The 17,382-nt window shown below is 69.8% G+C and carries 19 protein-coding genes; 7 read left to right on the forward strand and 12 right to left on the reverse strand.

Annotated features, from left to right (window positions below; genetic code table 11):
• Window positions 1–6: 6 nt before the first annotated feature.
• The 4 genes from AB0I38_RS02055 to AB0I38_RS02070 are packed head-to-tail and all read right to left on the reverse strand — an operon-like array spanning window position 7 to window position 2,773.
• A complete protein-coding gene (locus AB0I38_RS02055) occupies window positions 7–975 on the reverse strand; it encodes an amidohydrolase family protein (RefSeq protein ID WP_358460385.1) in 969 nt (322 codons plus the stop codon).
• A gap of 3 nt (window positions 976–978) precedes the next feature.
• On the reverse strand, window positions 979–1,494 hold the full coding sequence (locus AB0I38_RS02060) for a 3-hydroxyanthranilate 3,4-dioxygenase (protein WP_358460388.1): 516 nt from the start codon (window positions 1,492–1,494) through the stop codon (window positions 979–981).
• The gene (locus AB0I38_RS02065; protein ID WP_358460391.1) at window positions 1,491–1,922 is read right to left on the reverse strand and encodes a RidA family protein; all 432 of its coding nucleotides are present in this window, start codon (window positions 1,920–1,922) and stop codon (window positions 1,491–1,493) included. Before AB0I38_RS02065 ends, AB0I38_RS02060 begins: the two co-directional genes overlap by 4 nt.
• On the reverse strand, window positions 1,919–2,773 hold the full coding sequence (locus tag AB0I38_RS02070; protein WP_358460394.1) for a 2-keto-4-pentenoate hydratase: 855 nt from the start codon (window positions 2,771–2,773) through the stop codon (window positions 1,919–1,921). The genes AB0I38_RS02065 and AB0I38_RS02070 overlap by 4 nt, the downstream gene beginning before the upstream one ends.
• Before the next feature lie 146 nt (window positions 2,774–2,919).
• Here AB0I38_RS02070 and AB0I38_RS02075 point away from each other — a divergent pair, with 146 nt between their 5' ends.
• The 4 genes from AB0I38_RS02075 to AB0I38_RS02090 all read left to right on the forward strand — a co-directional run bounded on the left by AB0I38_RS02075 (window position 2,920) and on the right by AB0I38_RS02090 (window position 5,506).
• A complete protein-coding gene (locus tag AB0I38_RS02075; RefSeq protein ID WP_358460397.1) occupies window positions 2,920–3,624 on the forward strand; it encodes a dienelactone hydrolase family protein in 705 nt (234 codons plus the stop codon).
• A complete protein-coding gene (locus tag AB0I38_RS02080; protein ID WP_358460400.1) occupies window positions 3,621–4,214 on the forward strand; it encodes a VanZ family protein in 594 nt (197 codons plus the stop codon). Before AB0I38_RS02075 ends, AB0I38_RS02080 begins: the two co-directional genes overlap by 4 nt.
• 151 nt (window positions 4,215–4,365) lie before the next feature.
• The gene (locus AB0I38_RS02085) at window positions 4,366–5,118 is read left to right on the forward strand and encodes a GntR family transcriptional regulator (protein ID WP_358460403.1); all 753 of its coding nucleotides are present in this window, start codon (window positions 4,366–4,368) and stop codon (window positions 5,116–5,118) included.
• A 139-nt stretch (window positions 5,119–5,257) separates the two neighbouring features.
• A complete protein-coding gene (locus AB0I38_RS02090; protein WP_358460406.1) occupies window positions 5,258–5,506 on the forward strand; it encodes a hypothetical protein in 249 nt (82 codons plus the stop codon).
• Window positions 5,507–5,753: 247 nt separating this feature from the next.
• Here AB0I38_RS02090 and AB0I38_RS02095 read toward each other — a convergent pair whose 3' ends face one another.
• Entirely contained in the window at window positions 5,754–7,016 is a 1,263-nt protein-coding gene (locus AB0I38_RS02095; RefSeq protein WP_358460409.1) for a hypothetical protein, read from the reverse strand.
• A gap of 138 nt (window positions 7,017–7,154) precedes the next feature.
• Here AB0I38_RS02095 and AB0I38_RS02100 point away from each other — a divergent pair, with 138 nt between their 5' ends.
• Complete coding sequence (locus tag AB0I38_RS02100; protein WP_436838702.1) at window positions 7,155–7,685, forward strand: gamma carbonic anhydrase family protein; 531 nt, start codon at window positions 7,155–7,157, stop codon at window positions 7,683–7,685.
• Here AB0I38_RS02100 and AB0I38_RS02105 read toward each other — a convergent pair.
• Window positions 7,657–8,547: a hypothetical protein gene (locus tag AB0I38_RS02105; protein WP_358460415.1), complete on the reverse strand. Its 891-nt coding sequence runs from the start codon at window positions 8,545–8,547 to the stop codon at window positions 7,657–7,659. The genes AB0I38_RS02100 and AB0I38_RS02105 overlap by 29 nt on opposite strands.
• Window positions 8,548–8,613: 66 nt before the next feature.
• Between AB0I38_RS02105 and AB0I38_RS02110 the strand changes: the two genes are divergently transcribed.
• Window positions 8,614–10,020 (forward strand): hypothetical protein, encoded by a 1,407-nt coding sequence (locus AB0I38_RS02110; RefSeq protein WP_436838703.1) that lies wholly within the window; start codon window positions 8,614–8,616, stop codon window positions 10,018–10,020.
• A gap of 482 nt (window positions 10,021–10,502) precedes the next feature.
• Here AB0I38_RS02110 and AB0I38_RS02115 read toward each other — a convergent pair whose 3' ends face one another.
• From AB0I38_RS02115 to AB0I38_RS02140, 6 genes are all read right to left on the reverse strand, one after another.
• Window positions 10,503–10,784, reverse strand: a complete 282-nt coding sequence (locus tag AB0I38_RS02115) for a metal-sensitive transcriptional regulator (protein ID WP_189122168.1) — start codon at window positions 10,782–10,784, stop codon at window positions 10,503–10,505.
• A 29-nt stretch (window positions 10,785–10,813) separates the two neighbouring features.
• The gene (locus tag AB0I38_RS02120) at window positions 10,814–11,884 is read right to left on the reverse strand and encodes a glycosyltransferase (protein WP_358460422.1); all 1,071 of its coding nucleotides are present in this window, start codon (window positions 11,882–11,884) and stop codon (window positions 10,814–10,816) included.
• Window positions 11,881–12,636 (reverse strand): hypothetical protein, encoded by a 756-nt coding sequence (locus AB0I38_RS02125; protein ID WP_358460424.1) that lies wholly within the window; start codon window positions 12,634–12,636, stop codon window positions 11,881–11,883. The genes AB0I38_RS02120 and AB0I38_RS02125 overlap by 4 nt, the downstream gene beginning before the upstream one ends.
• A 191-nt stretch (window positions 12,637–12,827) precedes the next feature.
• Window positions 12,828–14,951: a (Fe-S)-binding protein gene (locus AB0I38_RS02130; RefSeq protein WP_358460427.1), complete on the reverse strand. Its 2,124-nt coding sequence runs from the start codon at window positions 14,949–14,951 to the stop codon at window positions 12,828–12,830.
• A gap of 150 nt (window positions 14,952–15,101) precedes the next feature.
• Window positions 15,102–15,686: a TetR family transcriptional regulator gene (locus AB0I38_RS02135; RefSeq protein ID WP_358460430.1), complete on the reverse strand. Its 585-nt coding sequence runs from the start codon at window positions 15,684–15,686 to the stop codon at window positions 15,102–15,104.
• Between the two features lie 28 nt (window positions 15,687–15,714).
• The gene (locus tag AB0I38_RS02140) at window positions 15,715–16,524 is read right to left on the reverse strand and encodes a sugar phosphate isomerase/epimerase family protein (protein ID WP_358460433.1); all 810 of its coding nucleotides are present in this window, start codon (window positions 16,522–16,524) and stop codon (window positions 15,715–15,717) included.
• 56 nt (window positions 16,525–16,580) lie between these two features.
• Here AB0I38_RS02140 and AB0I38_RS02145 point away from each other — a divergent pair, with 56 nt between their 5' ends.
• Window positions 16,581–17,369 carry a class I SAM-dependent methyltransferase gene (locus tag AB0I38_RS02145; protein WP_358460436.1) on the forward strand — a complete coding sequence of 263 codons (789 nt, stop codon included), beginning with the start codon at window positions 16,581–16,583 and terminating at the stop codon, window positions 17,367–17,369.
• Window positions 17,370–17,382: the final 13 nt, after the last annotated feature.

The following is a 17,382-nucleotide window of genomic DNA, read 5'->3' on the forward strand; positions in this document are numbered from 1 at the left end:
CCACCCTCAGCTCAGGAACCGCTCGGCGTTGCCGCCGAGCAGCTTGGCACGGGCCTCCTCGGTGAGGAAGGCCGCCTTCCTGATCAGGTCGCCCGCCGGAGACTCCCCCAGCGGGTACGGGAAGTCGGAGCCCAGCATGACGCGGTCCTCGCCCAGCGTGTCGACGAGCAGCCGCAGCGCCCGCTCGTCGAAGACCACCGAGTCGACGCTGAACCGGTCGAGGTAGCCGGAGGGGGGCAGCTCCGACGTACCCACCACGTCGCCCCTGCGGTGCCAGGCGTTCTCGACCCGCCCCAGCCAGAACGCGAACGAGCCGCCGCCGTGGGCGAAGCAGACGCGCAGCGTGGGCGGCACCCGGTCGAAGACGCCGCCGAGCACCATCGACAGGATCGACAGGTGGGTCTCGGCGGGCATGCCCACCAGCCACTGCGCCATCCACCTGCCCATCCGCGCCCCGCCCGGCAGGTCCCAGGGGTGCACGAAGACGGGCACGTCCCTGGCCGCGCAGTGCTGCAGGAACTGCACGATCCCGGCATCGTCGAGGTCGCGGTCGCCGACGTGGTTGCCGATCTCGACCCCCCGGTGGCCGCTGTCGACGCACCGGTCGAGCTCGGCGCAGGCGAGGTCGGGGTCCTGCAGGGGCACCTGACAGAACGGGATCAGCCGCTCGTCCGCGCAGATCTCCAGGGCCAGGTCGTTGAAGATCTTCGAGACCCGTACGGCCTGCTCCGGCGGGCGCTCGTAGGCGAAGAACACGGGGGTCGGCGAGACCACCTGCCGGTCGACCCCGTCCTCGTCCATCTGCCGGAGCCGCTCCCCGGCATCCCAGCAGTCATCCTGAATTCTCCGGAACTCGCGGTCGTTGACGAGGATCATCGCCTCGCGCTCGGACTCGACCCGCAACCGGGGCGCCCCGGGCCAGCCCAGCTCGGGCCAGCCCTTGGGCACGTAGTGCGTGTGGACGTCGATGACCACGGGCTAGCCCTTACCGGGGTGGAGGGCGCCACAGCCGCCGCAGGTGCGGGCGGCCGGGTCGGCGTAGAACGCCTCGAACACCGGCGGCAGGTCCTTGACGATGTCACGCACCTGCAACTCCACCTCGTGCACCAGGGCCGCGCACTCCGCGCAGTACCACTGGAACCTCTCCAACTCGCCCTCCGGCCGGATCCGCTCCACCACCAGGCCCACGGACCCGGCCTCCGGCCGCTGCGGCGAGTGCGGCACCCCTGGCGGCAGCAACCACATCTGCCCCTCGCGGATGTGCACGGTGTCGGGCCCGTGCTCGGTCATCACGTTGACGTGCATGTTGCCGCGTACCTGGTAGAAGAGCTCCTCATAAGGATCGACGTGGAAGTCGGTGCGGGCGTTCGGCCCGCCGACGACCATGACGATGAAGTCGCTCGCGCCCTCGAAGACCAGCTTGTTGCCGACAGGCGGCTTGAGCAGGTGGGCGTGCTCGTCGATCCACTTCGTGAAGTCGATGGGGGGCATCATGATGGCTCCTGGGGACGGTAGGCGACAGCCTGTATCTCTATCAGCAGATGCGGATGGGGCAGCTGGTGCACCGCCACCGTGGTCCGCGTAGGTCCGGCCACGTCGAAGAACTCGGCGTAGACCTCGTTGTAACCCTCGAAGTCGGACATGCTCACCAGATAGGTCGTGATCTGTACGAGGTCGGCCAGGGAGCCGCCGGCGGCTGTGAGGATGTCGCCGATGTTCTCGATCACCGCCCTGGTCTGCGCCCGGATGTCGAGCGTGACGGCCCCGCGCTCGTCGACCTCGACGCCCACGTACGTGTCGTCCGGCCTGCGCGAGCTGGTGCCCGACACGTAGAGGACGTCGCCGGCCCGCTTGACGTGCGGGAACGCGCCCCTCGGAGTGGCCTTGCCGGGCACCAGGAGGGCATCGCCGGAGCCCGTCACGGCGCGAACACCGCCCGCACCGACCCGAGCCCGGCGATGCGCGCCTCGAACACGTCACCCGGCTCGACGGGCGCCACGGGCCCGAGCGCGCCGGTCAGCACCACCTCGCCGGCCCGCAGCGGGCGGTCGGTACGGCCCAGCCGTCCGGCCAGCCAGACGAGGGCGTTGACCGGATGCCCCATGCAGGCGGCGCCCGAGCCGGTCGAGACCTCCTGCTGGGGAACGGCCTGGGGAACGACCTGAGGGACCGCCTGGGAGACGACCTGGGGGGCGGCGCCGCGCGTCATCGTCATCGCGGCCTGCCGCAGGTCCAGCCCGGTGAGCGGGACGGGCGTGTTGCCCAGCACGAACGCGCCGCTGGATGCGTTGTCGGCGATCGTGTCGACCGGCGTGATGTCCCAGGCGGCCACGCGGGAGTCGGCGATCTCGATCGCGGGCAGCGCGAACTCCACGGCCCTGATCACCTCGGCCGCCGTGAACGGCCCGCCCTCCAGGTCGCGGCCGAGAACCAGCGCGATCTCGGCCTCGGCGCGCGGCTGGAGGAACCCGTCCAGCGGCACAGGCAGCCCGTCGAGATGCGACATGTCCGCGAACAGCATCCCGAAGGACGGCCCGTCGGCTCCGAACCGCCGCCGGCTCTCGACGTTCGTGAAGCCGATCTTCCACCCGACGGGCCGCCGCCCCTCGTCCAGCGCCCGCCGCGTGTTGATCTCCTGTACGGCGTAGGCGTCGTGCTCGGTGCCGATCAGGTCACGGACGGGCGGGCACGGCTCACCGGAGCGCGCGGCGTCGAGCAGCCGGTCGGCCGCCTGGGTGCGGGTGTCCACCGCCTCCGACCATTCGTCGTACATCACGCGGCTCCAGGGATCGTCAGGGGATCCAAGCAAGGGGTCAGCATCACCACAGTTTCCCGGTTTCCCGCATTTCTGGGTAGAACATGACGAGCGGCTGGAGCAACCGGCCGCACGCCCGCAACAGAGCAGACATTCTGGACATCATGCAGACACGCATCGATCAGGTCACCGCCCATGACGGCTCCTTCGACGTCCATGTCTGGCTGCCTCCCGGCGGCAGCGGCCCCGGCATCCTGCTGATCCAGGAGATCTACGGCGTCGGCCCGTACATCACGAAGGTGGCCGAGCAGCTCGCGGCTCGCGGCTACGTCGTCGCCGCGCCCGACCTGTTCTGGCGCCTTCAGCGCGACTGGGTCGGCGAGCACACCCCGGAGGGCACGGCGGCCTCGCTCGAACTGGCCCACGGCTTCGAGTTCGCGCAGGGCGTGGCCGACTGCGCGCTGACCCTCGGCCACCTGCGCCGGCTGCCCGAGGTGACCGGCGGCGCCGGCGTGCTCGGGTTCTGCCTGGGCGGCTCGCTCAGCTTCATGCTCGCCACCCAGACCGAGCTGGACGCGGTGCTGTCCTTCTACGGCTCGGCCGTGCCCGATGCGGCCGGGCTGGTGGAGCGCATCGGCTCTCCCCTGCTGCTGGTCTTCGGCGGCAGTGACGCCTTCATCCCGCGCGAGCAGGTGGCCAAGGTCGAGCAGGCCGTCGAGGGCAGGCCCAACGTGCGCCTGCACGTGGACGAGGAGGCCGGGCACGCCTTCCACAACAGCGAGGCGCCGATGTTCCACCAGCCGGAGGCGGCCGGCCGCGCCTGGCGGATCGCCCTGGACTTCCTCGGGGAGCACCTGCCCGTACGGTGAACCACCCTGTCCGCGAGGACACCTTCCCGTACCTCATCATGGTGCGCGTGACGCGAACCTGGGAGTTATGGGGCGGAGTGATCGTCGCCGCGGTTCTGGCGATTCCGCTGTCCGTCGCGGTGATTTCGCTGCTCGCGCGCCGCCGTGCCCGCGCCGGTCACCCGGCTCCGGTGCGCACCGCCCTGGCCGACGTGGGCATCGTGACCGGCACGCTGCCCTGGCTGTGGATGATCCTGACCCCGTCGAGTGGCCCGACAGGGATCGGCCTGGTCCCGTTCGGTGACCTGGCGACGCTCGCGAACGCGCCGTGGAGCGTGGTGTTGACGCAGGTGGGCGGCAACCTGCTGGTCTTCGCGGCGCTCGGCGCGCTGCTGCCGGTGCGCACCCCGCACCTCGCCTCCGCCGCCCGCGTCGCCGCCGTCGCGGCCACCGCCTCGGTCACCGTCGAGGCCCTTCAGTACGGCTTACGGCTGGGCAGGTTCGCCTCGATCGACGATGTGCTCGTCAACACCCTGGGGGCGGTACTGGCCGCACTGGTTACTCGCCGCTCGTGGGCCCGCCGAACAGCGGACAGGGCCGTTTCACCATAACGGCCGACCGAAACCCATCACCTATCACCACATAGGCCCGATCTGCTGAAAAGAAGCTCGGGACCAACCTCCGTATCTGTGCGATCGTGGACAAGACGGGGCAAGTTCTCTGGAGACGCCAAACCCGGTTGGTGACAGAGGGTGGTCAAACGTGTCTGAATCCCCGGTACCCCACGATCCCCCAATCTACCGACGCATCGCCGACGGCCTCCGCGCCCGGATCCTGTCCGGCGAACTGCGCGACGGGGACCGACTACCGGGCGAGAACACACTCATGGCCGACCACGCGATCGCCCGCGCCACAGCGAGGCAGGCGCTCGCCGTACTCATCAACGAAGGGCTGGCGGTGCCCAAGCGAGGTTCGGGGGTCTACGTGAGGCTGTTCAAACCGATCCGCAGGCACGGCTCCCGCCGCCTGTCACGCGAGCAATGGGGCGGCGGACGGGCCATCTGGGACGCCGACGCCCGCGGCCGGCCGTTCAGCGTGGACGAGGTGGAGGTGGTGCGCGAGGAGGCGTCCGAGGAGATCGCCGGGCTGCTCGCGACCGGTGACGCGTGGGTCCGGCGCCGCCGCTACTCGGTCGACGACCGCCCGGTGCAGCTGGCGACCTCCTACTTTCCCGCCCCTTTGGTCGACGGCAGCCCCATCACGCTGCCCGACACCGGCCCCGGCGGGGTCTACGCCCGGCTGCGCGACCTCGGACTGTCGCCCGCGCACTTCACCGAGGAGGTACGCGCCCGGATGCCGGCCCCGCGCGAGACCCGGTTACTCGGCCTGCCGGGCGGCACGCCGGTGATCGTGATCACCCGCACCGCCTACACCTCGGAGGGGCGGCCCGTGGAGCACAACGAGATGGTGCTCGACTCCGCCGCCTACGTACTCCAGTACGACTTCGATGCCTAGTTCACTTCAGCCTCTAGTTCAAGGGGATATGTCAAGCGATAGGTTGACCTGTCCTTCCCGATCATAGATTTCTCTAGAGAGGTGACGGATCCTTCAGAGAGACGGAACCTCGTAAAGGGGGCCCCGGAAGGATGACCAGATGTCCTTTGACCGGCATCTCGCCGAAATCGCCCGGGAGTTCCCGCAGTGGACCATCTGGCGTAGCGACGCCGGACGCTGGTGGGCCACCAGGCACCACCCGCTCAGCGCCGGGCAACGCGATGCCGGATGCGCGATGACCATCGACGCCGACGACCCGGACGACCTGCGCGAGCAGCTCCGGGACCAGGAGAGCAGGGCGGCGGCGCGGGAGGGACCGCGACGCCGCACCGGCCCCGCTCCGCCCTAGCGCGGGCCGCCGGCCGTCACGAGACGGCCGGCGGCAGGCGCACACGAACAGCCCGGTGCCGGGTCCAGCGTCTCGGCGGCCCCGGTACCGGGCCCCCAGGGGGCCGCACACGCGGAAGCCTCCGACCCAATCGGGGGCGGAGGCTTCCGCTCACGGAACGTCCACCCGGGGAGGCTGTCCCGGGTTCTCTCCTGGGAGGCTTTTCCAGGGACGTGTTCTCGTCAGGAGACCGTCCCGGGGACGCGTCCTACTTACGGATGTCGGACAGGTGGCCGAGGTTCACGTCGGTGTCATCGGAGACCGCGGGCCGGACCCGTGCCTCCTCGTCCTCCCCGACGATGACGCGGACGTCGTCCTGCGCGTTCGCCGGCAGCGTCAGGTCGCGCGTCTGAGGCTCCTCGTAGGGGGCCTCCCCCGGCTGAGGGTCCAGCGACTCCGAGCGGGGCTCGACCAACGTGACGTCCTCGGTCCGCGACTCGTCGTAGCGGGCGTTCTCGGTCGGCCGCTCGTCGTAGCGGGCCTCCTCGGTCCGCGACTCGTCGTAGCGGGCCTCCTCGGCCGGCCCTTCGTCGTAGCGGGTGTCCTTGGCCGGCCCTTCGTCGTAGCGGGCGTCCTTGGTCGGCTGCTCGTCGAGGCCGGCTTCAAGGGACCGGACCTCCTGCGGCTGCCCGAGCTGCGGCACGGGCGCCTGCTCGACCAGCAGCGGGCCTGCCGCCTTCTCGGCGTGCATGAGGTCGCCGAGCACCGAGCTGATCTCGGTCAGCCGGCGCACGACCTCGGTGTGGGTGTTGCCCAGGTATTCGACCCGCCGGCCCGCGTGCTCGTCGAGCGCGGCCACGCGCTGCTGCGCCGCCGCGAGGGTCGACTCCGCCTCCTCCCGGGCGGCGGCCAGCCCCCGCGCGGCCTCGGCCTGGGCGCTCTCGACCAGCCGCTCGGCCTCGGCCTGGGCGGAGGCGACCAACTGCTCGGCCTCCTCGCGCGCCTCAAGCCGGGTGGCCTCGGCCTCCATGCTGGAACTGGTCAGCTTCTCGTCGGCGTCGGCGCCCGCCTGCGCCAGCATCCGCTCGGCCGCCGCCGTGGCCTCGCTCACCCGCCGCTCGGCCTCCGACTGGGCGGAGGTGAGGATGCTGTCGGCCGTCTCGCGGGCCGAGGTGACCAGCCGCTCGGCCTCCGACTTGGCCGCGTCACGCACGCTGATGGCCTCGGCCTCGGCGTCCTCCTTCTTGGAGGCGGCCTCCTCCTCACCCAGCTTGAGAATCTGCGCGAGCCTGGGGCTGAGGTCCTCGTAGCTCTGTGGCGCCTCGACCATGCGCCGCCTGGCCTCGGCGAGCTCCAGCCGGCCCTGCTCGGCCTGGTCGATCGCCCGGACCAGCCGTTCCTCCAGATCGCGGATCTGGTTGCGGGTGCGGTTGACGTAGTCGTTGACCTGGGCACGGTTGTAGCCGCGGAGCGCGACCTCGAAGGTGTCCTCTTGCATCAGATCGGGAAAGCTCTCGTGCTGGTTTGTCATGGGGGTTACCTAAGGGTTTGCGTGAGGCGGGGGAAAACTGCGGCTTGTTAGGGTCTGGCGACGAGACGTCAGGAAACGACTTTCCTGCCATCTGCCCACGTCCGCAACCGGAACACCAGACCTCGGGCGGGAATTACGATGAGACGGGTGTACATCGCTGCATTGAACAACGGAGCAGTCCCGGACATTCATCCCGAGGCGTACATCGCCCCTGGCGCCGTCGTAGTCGGGCGAGTACGAGTGGGCCGGGCGTCCAGCATCTGGTACGGCTCCGTTCTCCGGGGAGACGACGAGCGGATCGAGATCGGGGAGGAGTGCAACGTACAGGATCTCTGTTGCCTGCACTCCGATCCGGGCGAGCCGGCGATCCTGGAGTCGAGGGTAAGCCTGGGCCACAAGGCGATGGTGCACGGCGCCCACGTCGAGACGGGCGCGCTGATCGGCATCGGCGCGATCGTGCTCGGCGGGGCCCGCGTCGGCGCGGGCACGCTGGTGGCGGCCGGGGCGCTCGTCGGGCCCGGCAAGAAGATCCCGGCCGGCGTGCTGGTCGCGGGAGTGCCCGGCCGGGTCGTGCGCGAGCTCACCGACGACGACCGCGAGTCCTTCGCCCGCACGCCCGACAACTACATGGCCAAGGCGATCAGGCACGGGCAGGCGTCAGTGATTTGATCAGCACCGGGTCCGGCACCGAGGCTGGGTTGAGCGGGTCGGCGTAGTCAGGCAGCTCCGGACGCAGAAACCTGACGAAGTCCAAGGTCAGCTTCACGTCCGGCACCCCCTTGACCTGTTTGGCGTTGCCCTTCGTGGCGTCCTTCTTCAGCGTGCTGTAGCTGTCCCAGTCGGTGTAGGCCGTGATGCCCCACTGCAGCACCTCGGGAAGGTTCGACTCCCAGCGCTTGCCCACCTTCCAAGTGCCGCCGTCCTCCTTGTAGAGGGCCACGGCGGCGCGGCCGACCCTGGCCAGGACGAGGTCGACCCAGCCGCTCTTCACCGCCAGCTCCTGCGGCTTGGAGCTGCCCTCCTTGGTGTACTTCACCTCGACCTGGCTGCTCTTGTCAGCCGTGCCGGTGGTGACCGACACCCAGTTGGGGACGGCGTACGAGCCGGGCTGGCGGGCCATCAGGCCGCCGAGCGAGAACTTCCGCTTGGGCGCGCCGCCGGCCTTGCCCTCGACCTTGACCCGGGCGTGCATGACGATGTCTCCGGCCAGCTCCTGGAAGACGAACGGGCCGCGGAAGCCGTCGAACCAGGCAGAGGTCCTGGGCTCCAGGTACATCGCGCCCTTCGCGGTCTTGTTGACGTCGAGCTTGGCGATGCGGTCGAGGTCCTTCTCGACCTCGCTCAGCTTCGTCCACATCGCCAGGTCGGTGGCCGTGGCGAACTCGGTGGAGGCCGCGCCCACCTCGCCTCCCGGCGTGGGCGGGGTGGCCGCCTCTAAGGTGAGCAGGCCCGGTCCTGTGGACGAAGGTTGCGCCGACGTCGCCGTCCCGCAACCGGCGAGCATGCCCGCGACCGCCACGATTGCTGCCATCTTCGCCCTCATAGTGGACATTCTGCCGTGTCATGGTCACTGCTGATTTCGGACTCGGACAGTACGATGGCCGCCGTGCGCACCTGGGACGCGTTCGCCGCGGCGGAGGCCGAGGTCCGGGCGTTGGTCGCCGACCACCGCTGGCCCGGCCTTCCGATGCCGGCGCGCGCCCACGCGATCGCGGCGCGCACCCTCGGGACACCCGGCGGCGACCGGTGGCTGTTCGGCGCGCACGCGCGATGGCACCTGCACGACCCGGCCGACGGCCGCTGGCATCTGTCCCCGCCGCCGGGAGGTATGCGGGCCCGGCGGGCCGGGCATGCCGCCGCGGTGCTGCCCTCCTGGATGATCCCCCACGGCCCCGACTTCGCCGCCGAGCCCGGCTCCACTCAGGCGTTCATCGGTCCCGACGTGCCGGCCGCGCTGACCGACCAGGTCCGGGTGCTGCTGCGGGCCCAGGGCCGCAAGTCCGAGCACGACTTCCCGCTGACCGCCTTCGGCGAGATCTTCGCGTCCGACGTGCCCGGCACGGTCGCCGCCGTCTGGGGGACGGTGATGTGGTGCGCCTACGCGCCCGCGTTCGACGGCAACGAGGGCCTGATCACGATCTTCGGCGAGTACCTGCGACGGCCGCTGCCGGGTGACGAGTGGGTGCGCTGGCTGCCGGCGCCGCCGCTGCTCGACCTCGTCACGCTCGTCGCCGAGCGGGTGCGCTCTGGCCGCTCGCGCGAGGCGCTCCGCCTGACCGCCGTGATGGCCGACACCGCCCAGGTCCTGCTCGCCGACTCCCGCTTCCGGCCGCGCGCGCTCGCCCTGCTGACGATGGTGGAGCCCGCCCTCGACCGGCCGGGCCTCGACGACCGCGCGGCGCTGCGCGACGACGAGACCGTACGACAGGCATGGCTGGAGCGCTGCCCCGCCCGGCTGGCCAGGGCGGTGCTGGCGGAGACCGATCCCTCGGCGCACTTCTGCCACACCGTCTACGAGCTGTCCGAGGCGCTGGCCTTCACCCGCGACCCGGCCCACGCGGCAGCGACGCTGCTGGCCGATCTGTCCGATTCCAGGGGCATGCTGCCCGGCCGGCTCGACCACCGGCTCAGGCGGGCCTACGGCGAGCTGGCCCGTGCGGGCCTCACCGGCACCTCGGCCGCCGAGTCGACGGAGCCCGACGGGTTCCCGGTGCTGGGGCCGGCCCAGCCGCTGCCCGCCGACCCGCACGGGCGTCATGGGCAGGTGGCGCGGGAGGGCGAGGGGTGGCACGTGCTCGTCCGGGCACCGGGTCAGCACGTGGTGTCCGGGTTCGAGATCGAGCCGCCCGACCGGGCGAGCGCGGCGGCGGTGCTGGGATCCGCGTACGCCGCCGGGCTGGCGTGGGCTCGGGTGAGCGGGGCCAGGGTGCCGGAGCGCGGGTTCGCGGGGCAATCGGCGCTCGTGCGACGGGTGGCCCACGAACGCGACGATGTTCCCTCTTAACCCACTAATACCGTTATTAACCCTTGCTCCTTCCGTATCGTTCCAGCACTTCAGGTAACAGATAATTCGCTGAATTGTGATCTCGGTTTCGGGAAACGATCCTGAAGGGGCCCGAGTGACGCCGAAAGGAATGACTCCGATGGGCCATGTCGCCGGAAGGTCCTCAGCCGTAACCTCGTAGAGGGTGTGGGCTGCGGAAGGAAGGACGACGCGGTGGGGCACGATGACCTGGACTCTCGGGTCCACGACCGTGTCGCGTTGGACGAGATTGCGCTCTACGCCGAGGTGCTTACCGCTGTCGCAGTCAGTGAGCGGCGGCTGACCTTGGACGAGCTCGACGACGCGCTCGGATTGCGGACTTCGGCGAGCCGCTGAAGGACCATCACTGGACCTGGTCCCGGACTCCTCAGGGGTCCGGGACAGTCATTTTGGGGGGTGTGCCGCTTCCCACAATATGACTAGTCAGTCAAGCCGCTGATCTCCTACGAACGGACGAGACGCGCGATCGCGGCCGACGCCTCCTTGACCTTCGCCTCGGCTTCGGGGCCGCCGGTGTTGATCGCGTCGGCCACGCAGTGGGAGATGTGGTCCTCCAGCAGCCCGAGCGCCACCGCCTGAAGCGCCCGCGTCGCCGCGGAGACCTGCGTGAGCACATCGATGCAGTAGGAGTCATCATCGACCATCCGCTGCAGGCCCCTGATCTGGCCCTCGATCCGCCTCAGCCGGGTCAGATAGGCCTGCTTGTCTCCGCTGTACCCATGCATGACTCCACGATACCCGTATCAGGTATCTCTCAGCGGAGGCCGGAAATCAGCGTCTCCCACTGCTGGGCCATCTCGTCGGCCGAATGGCGGACCGCCGTCTCCAGCGCTCCCGCCGCCAGCGAACGCCGCCTGCGCTCATCGTCGATCAGCGCCAGCAACGCCGCGGCGAACAGCTCCAGCTCGTCCTGGACCTCGGGCACCAGCACGCCGTTGTAGCCGGTCGCCACGAACTCCATCGGCCCCCTGGCGCCCTCGACCGCCACCACGGGCACCCCGCAGCCCATGGCCTCCAGCACGGTCATGCCCAGGTCGCCGGTGTGCGAGGTGTTGGCCACGATCGACGCCTTGGCGAACTCACCGGGCAGGTCGGGCGTGGTGCCCATGAAGTAGACGTGGTTGTGCAGGTCGAGCTCGCGCACCAGGGCACGCAGCCGCCTCTCCTCGGGCCCGCCGCCGTAGAGCCGCAGCCGCCAGTCGGGCCGCTTGTCCGCGACGACGGCGAACGACCTGATCAGCCGGTCGTACCCCTTGACGGGCACCCACCGGCCGCCCGCCGCCACGATGCGGTTGTCCATCCGGGAGCGCGGCCACGGCCCGTGGGGCAGCGCGTCGGCCACGGTGTGCACGACGGGCCCCTCGTCCTCCAGCAGCTCGGACCACTCCGCCTCGGCCGTCTCGGTGGCCGTGACGACCGCGTTGAGCCGCGGGTAGAACCGCTGCACCGGGCCGGGAACGGCGGGCCGGCTCCACTCACGGGCGATCTTGAGCATGCCGCGTGGCGCGTGCTTGGCCACCTGGACCCCGAGCCCGGGCCGGGTGGTGATGATCACGTCGGACCTGAGGCCGCGGAGCAGTCGCCACAGCGCGACCTCGGCGCGTACCTGGCCACGCGGGAACAACCGCCTGCTCCCCGGCCGGGCGTCGATCACCGAGCGCATCGTCACTCCGGACGCGACGGGGAAGAACGGTTTCTCCTTCGGCCGCCGGACGCTGATCACCTCGACCTCGTGCCGCTCCGCCAGCGCGTTGGCCAGGTTGAGGGTGGAGCGGACGTCGCCGCGCATGCCGTACGCGGAGGGGAGGACCAGGGCGATCTTCACCCGCCCACCTCGATCCGCAGCTCGTCGTCGGCGGTGTAGCAGGGGCGGATCGGCACCCCGTCGATGCGGGCCGACGGATAGTGCAGACGGCGGCGTTTGCCGTCGATGTCGTCGAGGCGCGAGCCGAGCTTCATCGTCGTCGGCACACCCTCGACCTTCAGCGACGGCTCCCAGGTGCCGGCCCCGTCGGGGTCGGCCGCGAGCACGTCGACCAGCGAGAACGCGGCGTGGAACCGGACTCCCTGCACGGTGGCGGAGGTGCGGGTCATGAAGTCCTCGGACTGCCTGCGGTGCAGCGCCAGCCGGGCCTCGTGGCGGCAGTCGTCGTCGTCCAGCCCGGTGAACGCGAGCAGGCCGGTCACCTCGAACCGGCCCTCGCGGAACCAGATCGCGCGCACCTCGGCGGACGGCGAGGCGTCGTCGATCTTCAGGGCCAGGAACCCGTTGCGGGTCCGGTAGGACCGGTAGGCCAGAGTGCGCCTGCACAGCGCGTAGGCGTCGAGATGGTCGAGCGAGAAGCCCGGGTCGACGCTCCGCAGCCGCATGCGCTTGCCATCGTGGCGCAGGTAGGCGTCCCAGCGCCCGGCGGTGAGCACGAGCGGCGCCAGCGAGACCGCCAGTGTGGCCTCGCTGGCCCTGGCGCCCGGCGTGCCGAGCAGCACACCTCGTTCGACCCCCGTCGCGCGATGCCGGAGCACCAGCTCCGTGCCGTCCACCAATGGCTCCTCGATGGCGAGTCGCAGGGAGAGCACGTCTGCGAGCGTGACTTCCGCGTCTGTGACAACGACGCGCATCGCGAGCCCCCTCCCCGTCGAATGAAGCCATGCGACGTTGAGGTTACCGTGATTTTCCCGTTATGTGGATGGCAGATTTCCGGCGAGAAGCGCTCCTGACAAGCGGAACTCCCCCACAGAAATCCGTGGAGGAGTCCGACTTTATCCGGTCAAGATGCGCTTTTAACCGATTTGATCAAGAGCTGTGCGACGTCCACGACCTCCAGCGACTCCTTGGCCTCGCCGCTGTTCTTCTTCTCGTTGATGGCGTCGCCGAGCATCACCATGCAGAAAGGACAGGCGGTGGAGACGGTGTCGGGATTCGTGGTGAGGGCCTCGTCGACGCGCTCGGTGTTGATGCGCTTGCCGATGCGCTCCTCCATCCACATGCGCGCGCCGCCGGCGCCGCAGCAGAAACCGCGGTCCTTGTGGCGGTGCATCTCCTGGGTCTGCACGCCCGGCACCTTCGACATGATGTCGCGGGGCTGGGAGTAGACCTTGTTGTGGCGGCCGAGGAAGCACGGGTCGTGGTAAGTGATCTTCTCCTCGATCGGCGTGATCGGGGTGAGCAGCCCCTCGTCGACCAGCTTGGCCAGCAGCTGCGTGTGGTGGACGACCTCGTACGTGCCACCGAGCTGCGGATACTCGTTGGCCAGCGTGTTGAAGCAGTGGGGGCAGGTCGCGACGATCTTCTTGACGCCGGCCTCGTTCAGCGTCTCGATGTTCTGCTGGGCCAGCATGTTGAACAGGTACTCCATGCCGAGCCGGCGGGCCGGGTCACCGGTGCACGCCTCCATCGGGCCGAGCACGGCGAACTTCACGCCCGCGATGTGCAGCAGCTCCGCGACGGCCTTGGTGGTCTTCTTCGCCCGGTCCTCCAGGGCTCCCGCGCAGCCGACCCAGAAGAGGTACTCGGTGTCCTCGGGCATCTTCTCGTCGACGACCTCGACCTCGAAGTCCAGCTCCTCGATCCAGTCGGCCCGCTTCATCTCGGACATGCCCCACGGGTTGCCCTTGTTCTCCAGGTTCTTCACCATCACCCCCGCCTCGGACGGGAACGACGACTCCACCATCACCTGGTAGCGGCGCATGTCGAGGATGTGGTCGATGTGCTCGATGTCCACCGGGCACTGCTCGACGCAGGCGCCGCAGTTGGTGCACGCCCAGAGCACGTCGGGGTGGATCACACCCTCCTCGCCGACCAGCGGCTTCTCCAGGAGGGCCAGCACATCGGTGTCGGCGTGGGGGTTGGCCTCGGCCGTCGAGCCGCCGTTGGCGGCCGCCATCAGGTACGGGGCCACCTTGAACGCGTGGTCACGCTGGTCGAGGATGAGCATCTTCGGCGACAGCGGCTTGTCGGTGTTCCATGCCGGGCACTGCGACTGGCAGCGACCGCACTCGGTGCACGAGTAGAAGTCGAGGAAGCCCTTCCACGTGGTGTCGGCGATCTTGCCGCGGCCCAGCCGTTCGGCGTCGAGGTCCTCGTCCTCGAAGTTGACCAGCTTGCCGTCGATGCGCAGCTCGGAGGCGGCGCCGAGGCCGTCGGGGCGGCGCGAGAAGAGCACGTTCAGCGGCGCGGTGAAGATGTGCAGGTGCTTGGAGTGCACCACGATGACCAGGAACACCAGCATGAAGCCGATGTGCAGGAGCAGCGCGATCTCCTCCAGCAGGGTGCTCTGCGGCAGCACGTCGCCCAGCGGGATCGACACGAAGGCGCCCGCCGAATAGGGCAGGTTGCCGTTGGCCGACGCCGCGCCGCGCGCCAGGAAGAGCGTCCAGATGATGTTGAAGATCATGAACAGGACGAGCCACGCGCCGCCGAGATGCGAGCCGGAGAAGCGCGACTTGCGGCCCAGCGTCTTGGGTGAGTTCTTGACCCGGATGGCGGCGAACGCGACCAGGCCCAGGAGACAGGCGACGGCGATGAAGTCCTGCAGGAAGCCGAGGATCGGCCAGGTCCCGACGAGCGGGATGTGGAAGTCGGGGGTGCCGGTGATCGCGCCCTGGATGATCGCGCCGTACGCCTCGATGTAGACGGTCAGCAGGATGAAGAACGCCCACATGACGAAGAAGTGCGCGACGCCGGACGGTGTCCACTTGAGCAGCTTCTTCTGCCCGAGCACCTCGACGAGTTGCGCCTTGAGCTCGTCACCCGCGTTGTCCTTGGCGTACTCGATGCGCTCGGGCGCGGGTGGGCCCACCGTCGCGAGCTTGAAGAGGAAGAGCGCCCTGCGGCCCGCGACGGCCACCGCCAGGACGGTCATGACGAGCCCGATGATGGCTACCCAGAGCACGGGGTCCTCCCACAGACGACGTTGGCTGCCAGCGTACGGTCGCCGGTCATCCACGTAATGACCAGGTGTCCTCTAAATCCTACCTATCGGTAACATCGCCGAGGTTACGCGACCTTACCCTATGGTCAGGACTCATTCTAGAACAATGCTCTACTCGGTGAAGTATCGCTGCAGGGTCGGAGCCAGCAGTTCGACGAGTTCCTCCGGGTCGGCGCTGGCCATCGGTTCGAGTTTGAGCACGTAACGAGCCATCAGCACGCCGAACATCTGGCTGAACGCGGCCTCGATCCGCAGGTGGGGGACGCTGAGCGCGTCCGCGACCCGGTAGAGGAGAGCATTGGTGACGAAGTCCCTGAACATCGACGCGGCATGGTCATGCGTCATGGCCGAACGGATCAGGGCGAGCATCGGCTCCCGGGTCTCGGCAGCCGCCGTCACTGTCAGGATCAACCGTACCAACCGCTCTCCGATGCCCTCGCGCGGGCCCTCCAGCAGCGTCGACACGACGAGCTCGGGATTGAGCGGCAGTCGCAGAGCCTCCGCGAAGATGCCCTCCTTGGTGTCGAAGTAGTGGTGCACGAGAGCGGGGTCGACCTGGGCCTCCCTGGCGATGCCCCGCACCGTGGCCTTGTCGAACCCCATCTCGGCGAAGACCCGCCTGGCCGCGGCCAGGATCTCGCCGCGGGTGTCGGCCGAACCGGGCCTGCGGCCGGGCCGCCGCTTGATGGTGCTCACGGTCTCACTCCGCGCATCGGGCCGGCGCTCATGTGGACGCCGCCAGGTGGAGCCGGGCGAACGCCAGCCCCTCGGCGAGATCGTCGATGCGCTCGCTGCGGCTGGCCGCCTTGCGCGTGTTGACCTCCAGGACGACCAGCCCGCCGTAACCGGAGCGCGCCAGCCGTTCCAGCATCGGCGCGCACGGCTGGTTGCCGCGGCCGGGCACCAGGTGCTCGTCCTTGTTGGTCACGCCGAGGCCGTCGGCCAGGTGGAGGTGGGCCAGCCGGTCGCCGAGCTTGGTGGCCAGCTCCATCGCGTCGGTGCCCGACACGGCGGTGTGCGAGAGGTCGAGCGTCACCTGGGGGAAGTCGTAGTCGAGCGGGTTCCAGTCGGGCGAGTAGGGCACCACGTCGTTGCCCCTGGCGCGCAGCGGGAACATGTTCTCCACGGCGAACGTGACGCCGGTCTCATCGCGCATGCGGGCCAGCCCGGCCTCGAAGTCGCGCGCGTAGTCGCGCTGCCAGCGGAACGGCGGGTGCACCACGACCGTCGAGGCGCCGAGCCGCTCGGCCGCCTCCCGCGCCTTGACCAGCTTGGCCCACGGGTCGCGCCCCCAGACTCGTTGCGTGACGAGCAGGCAGGGCGCGTGGATGGCCAGGACCGGGATCTCGTAGTGATCTGAGAGCCGCTCGATCACGTCGATGTCCTGGCTCACGGGATCGGCGCCGACCATGATCTCGACACCGTCGTAGCCCAGGCGTGCGGCCAGTTCGAACGCGTCTGGAGTGCGCTCGGGATATACCGAAGCGGTGGACAATGCGATCTTCGCATTGGGCACACGGATGACGTCAGCCACATTGCCAGCCTAAGCCGGTGAAGCCGTTCTGGCGCGCGAGCCCCTACGGTTGGGGCATGTCCCGGATCGCCAAGGGCGCCATCCCGAGCCCCAACATCTGGCACTCTCCGCAGGTCTACGAGCTGGAGAATCGCGCCGTCGATCCGGACGGCGCCGCCAACGCGGCCATGTGGGCGCTGCGTCCGTGGGCCGGCGCCACGGTGCTCGACATCGGCTGCGGCACCGGCTACCACCTGCCCGGCCTGGCCACGGGCGCGGCGAGCATGACCGGGATCGCCACGGGCGCGGCGCGGGTTACCGGAGACGCCACGGCGCGGGTGATCGGGGACGTCACGGGCGCGGCGCGGGTGATCGGGGTCGAGCCACATGGCGACCTGGTCGCGCTGGCCCGCCGCCGGTGCGCCCAGCTGGCCAACGTCACCGTGCACGCCGGCACGGCGCAGGACCTCCCGCTGCCCGACTCTTCGGTGGACGTCGCGGTCGCCCGCTGGGCCTACTTCTTCGGCCCCGGCTGCGAGCCCGGCCTGCGCGAGCTGTCCCGGGTGCTGCGCCGAGGCGGCACGGCGTTCGTCATCGACCTCGACGCCGGGCGCGGATCGTTCGGCCGCTGGTTCTCGCGTACCGTGCCCACCTACTCCGCGCAGCGGGTGGAGGACTTCTGGCTGCGGCAGGGCTGGCAGCGGCAGCCGCTCGACCTGCGCATGGTCTTCGAACGCAGGGCCGACCTGGAGGCGGTGCTGCGCATCGAGTTCGCCCCGCGGGTGGCCGAGGAGGCGATCGCCGAGACGCCCGGCCTGGAGCTGGCCTACCCCAACGTGCTGCGCTGGTGCCACTTCCCGGCTTGACCCTGACGTCAGT

The organism is Nonomuraea cavernae, assembly GCF_040655715.1.
Taxonomy (GTDB): Bacteria; Actinomycetota; Actinomycetes; order Streptosporangiales; family Streptosporangiaceae; genus Nonomuraea; species Nonomuraea cavernae_A.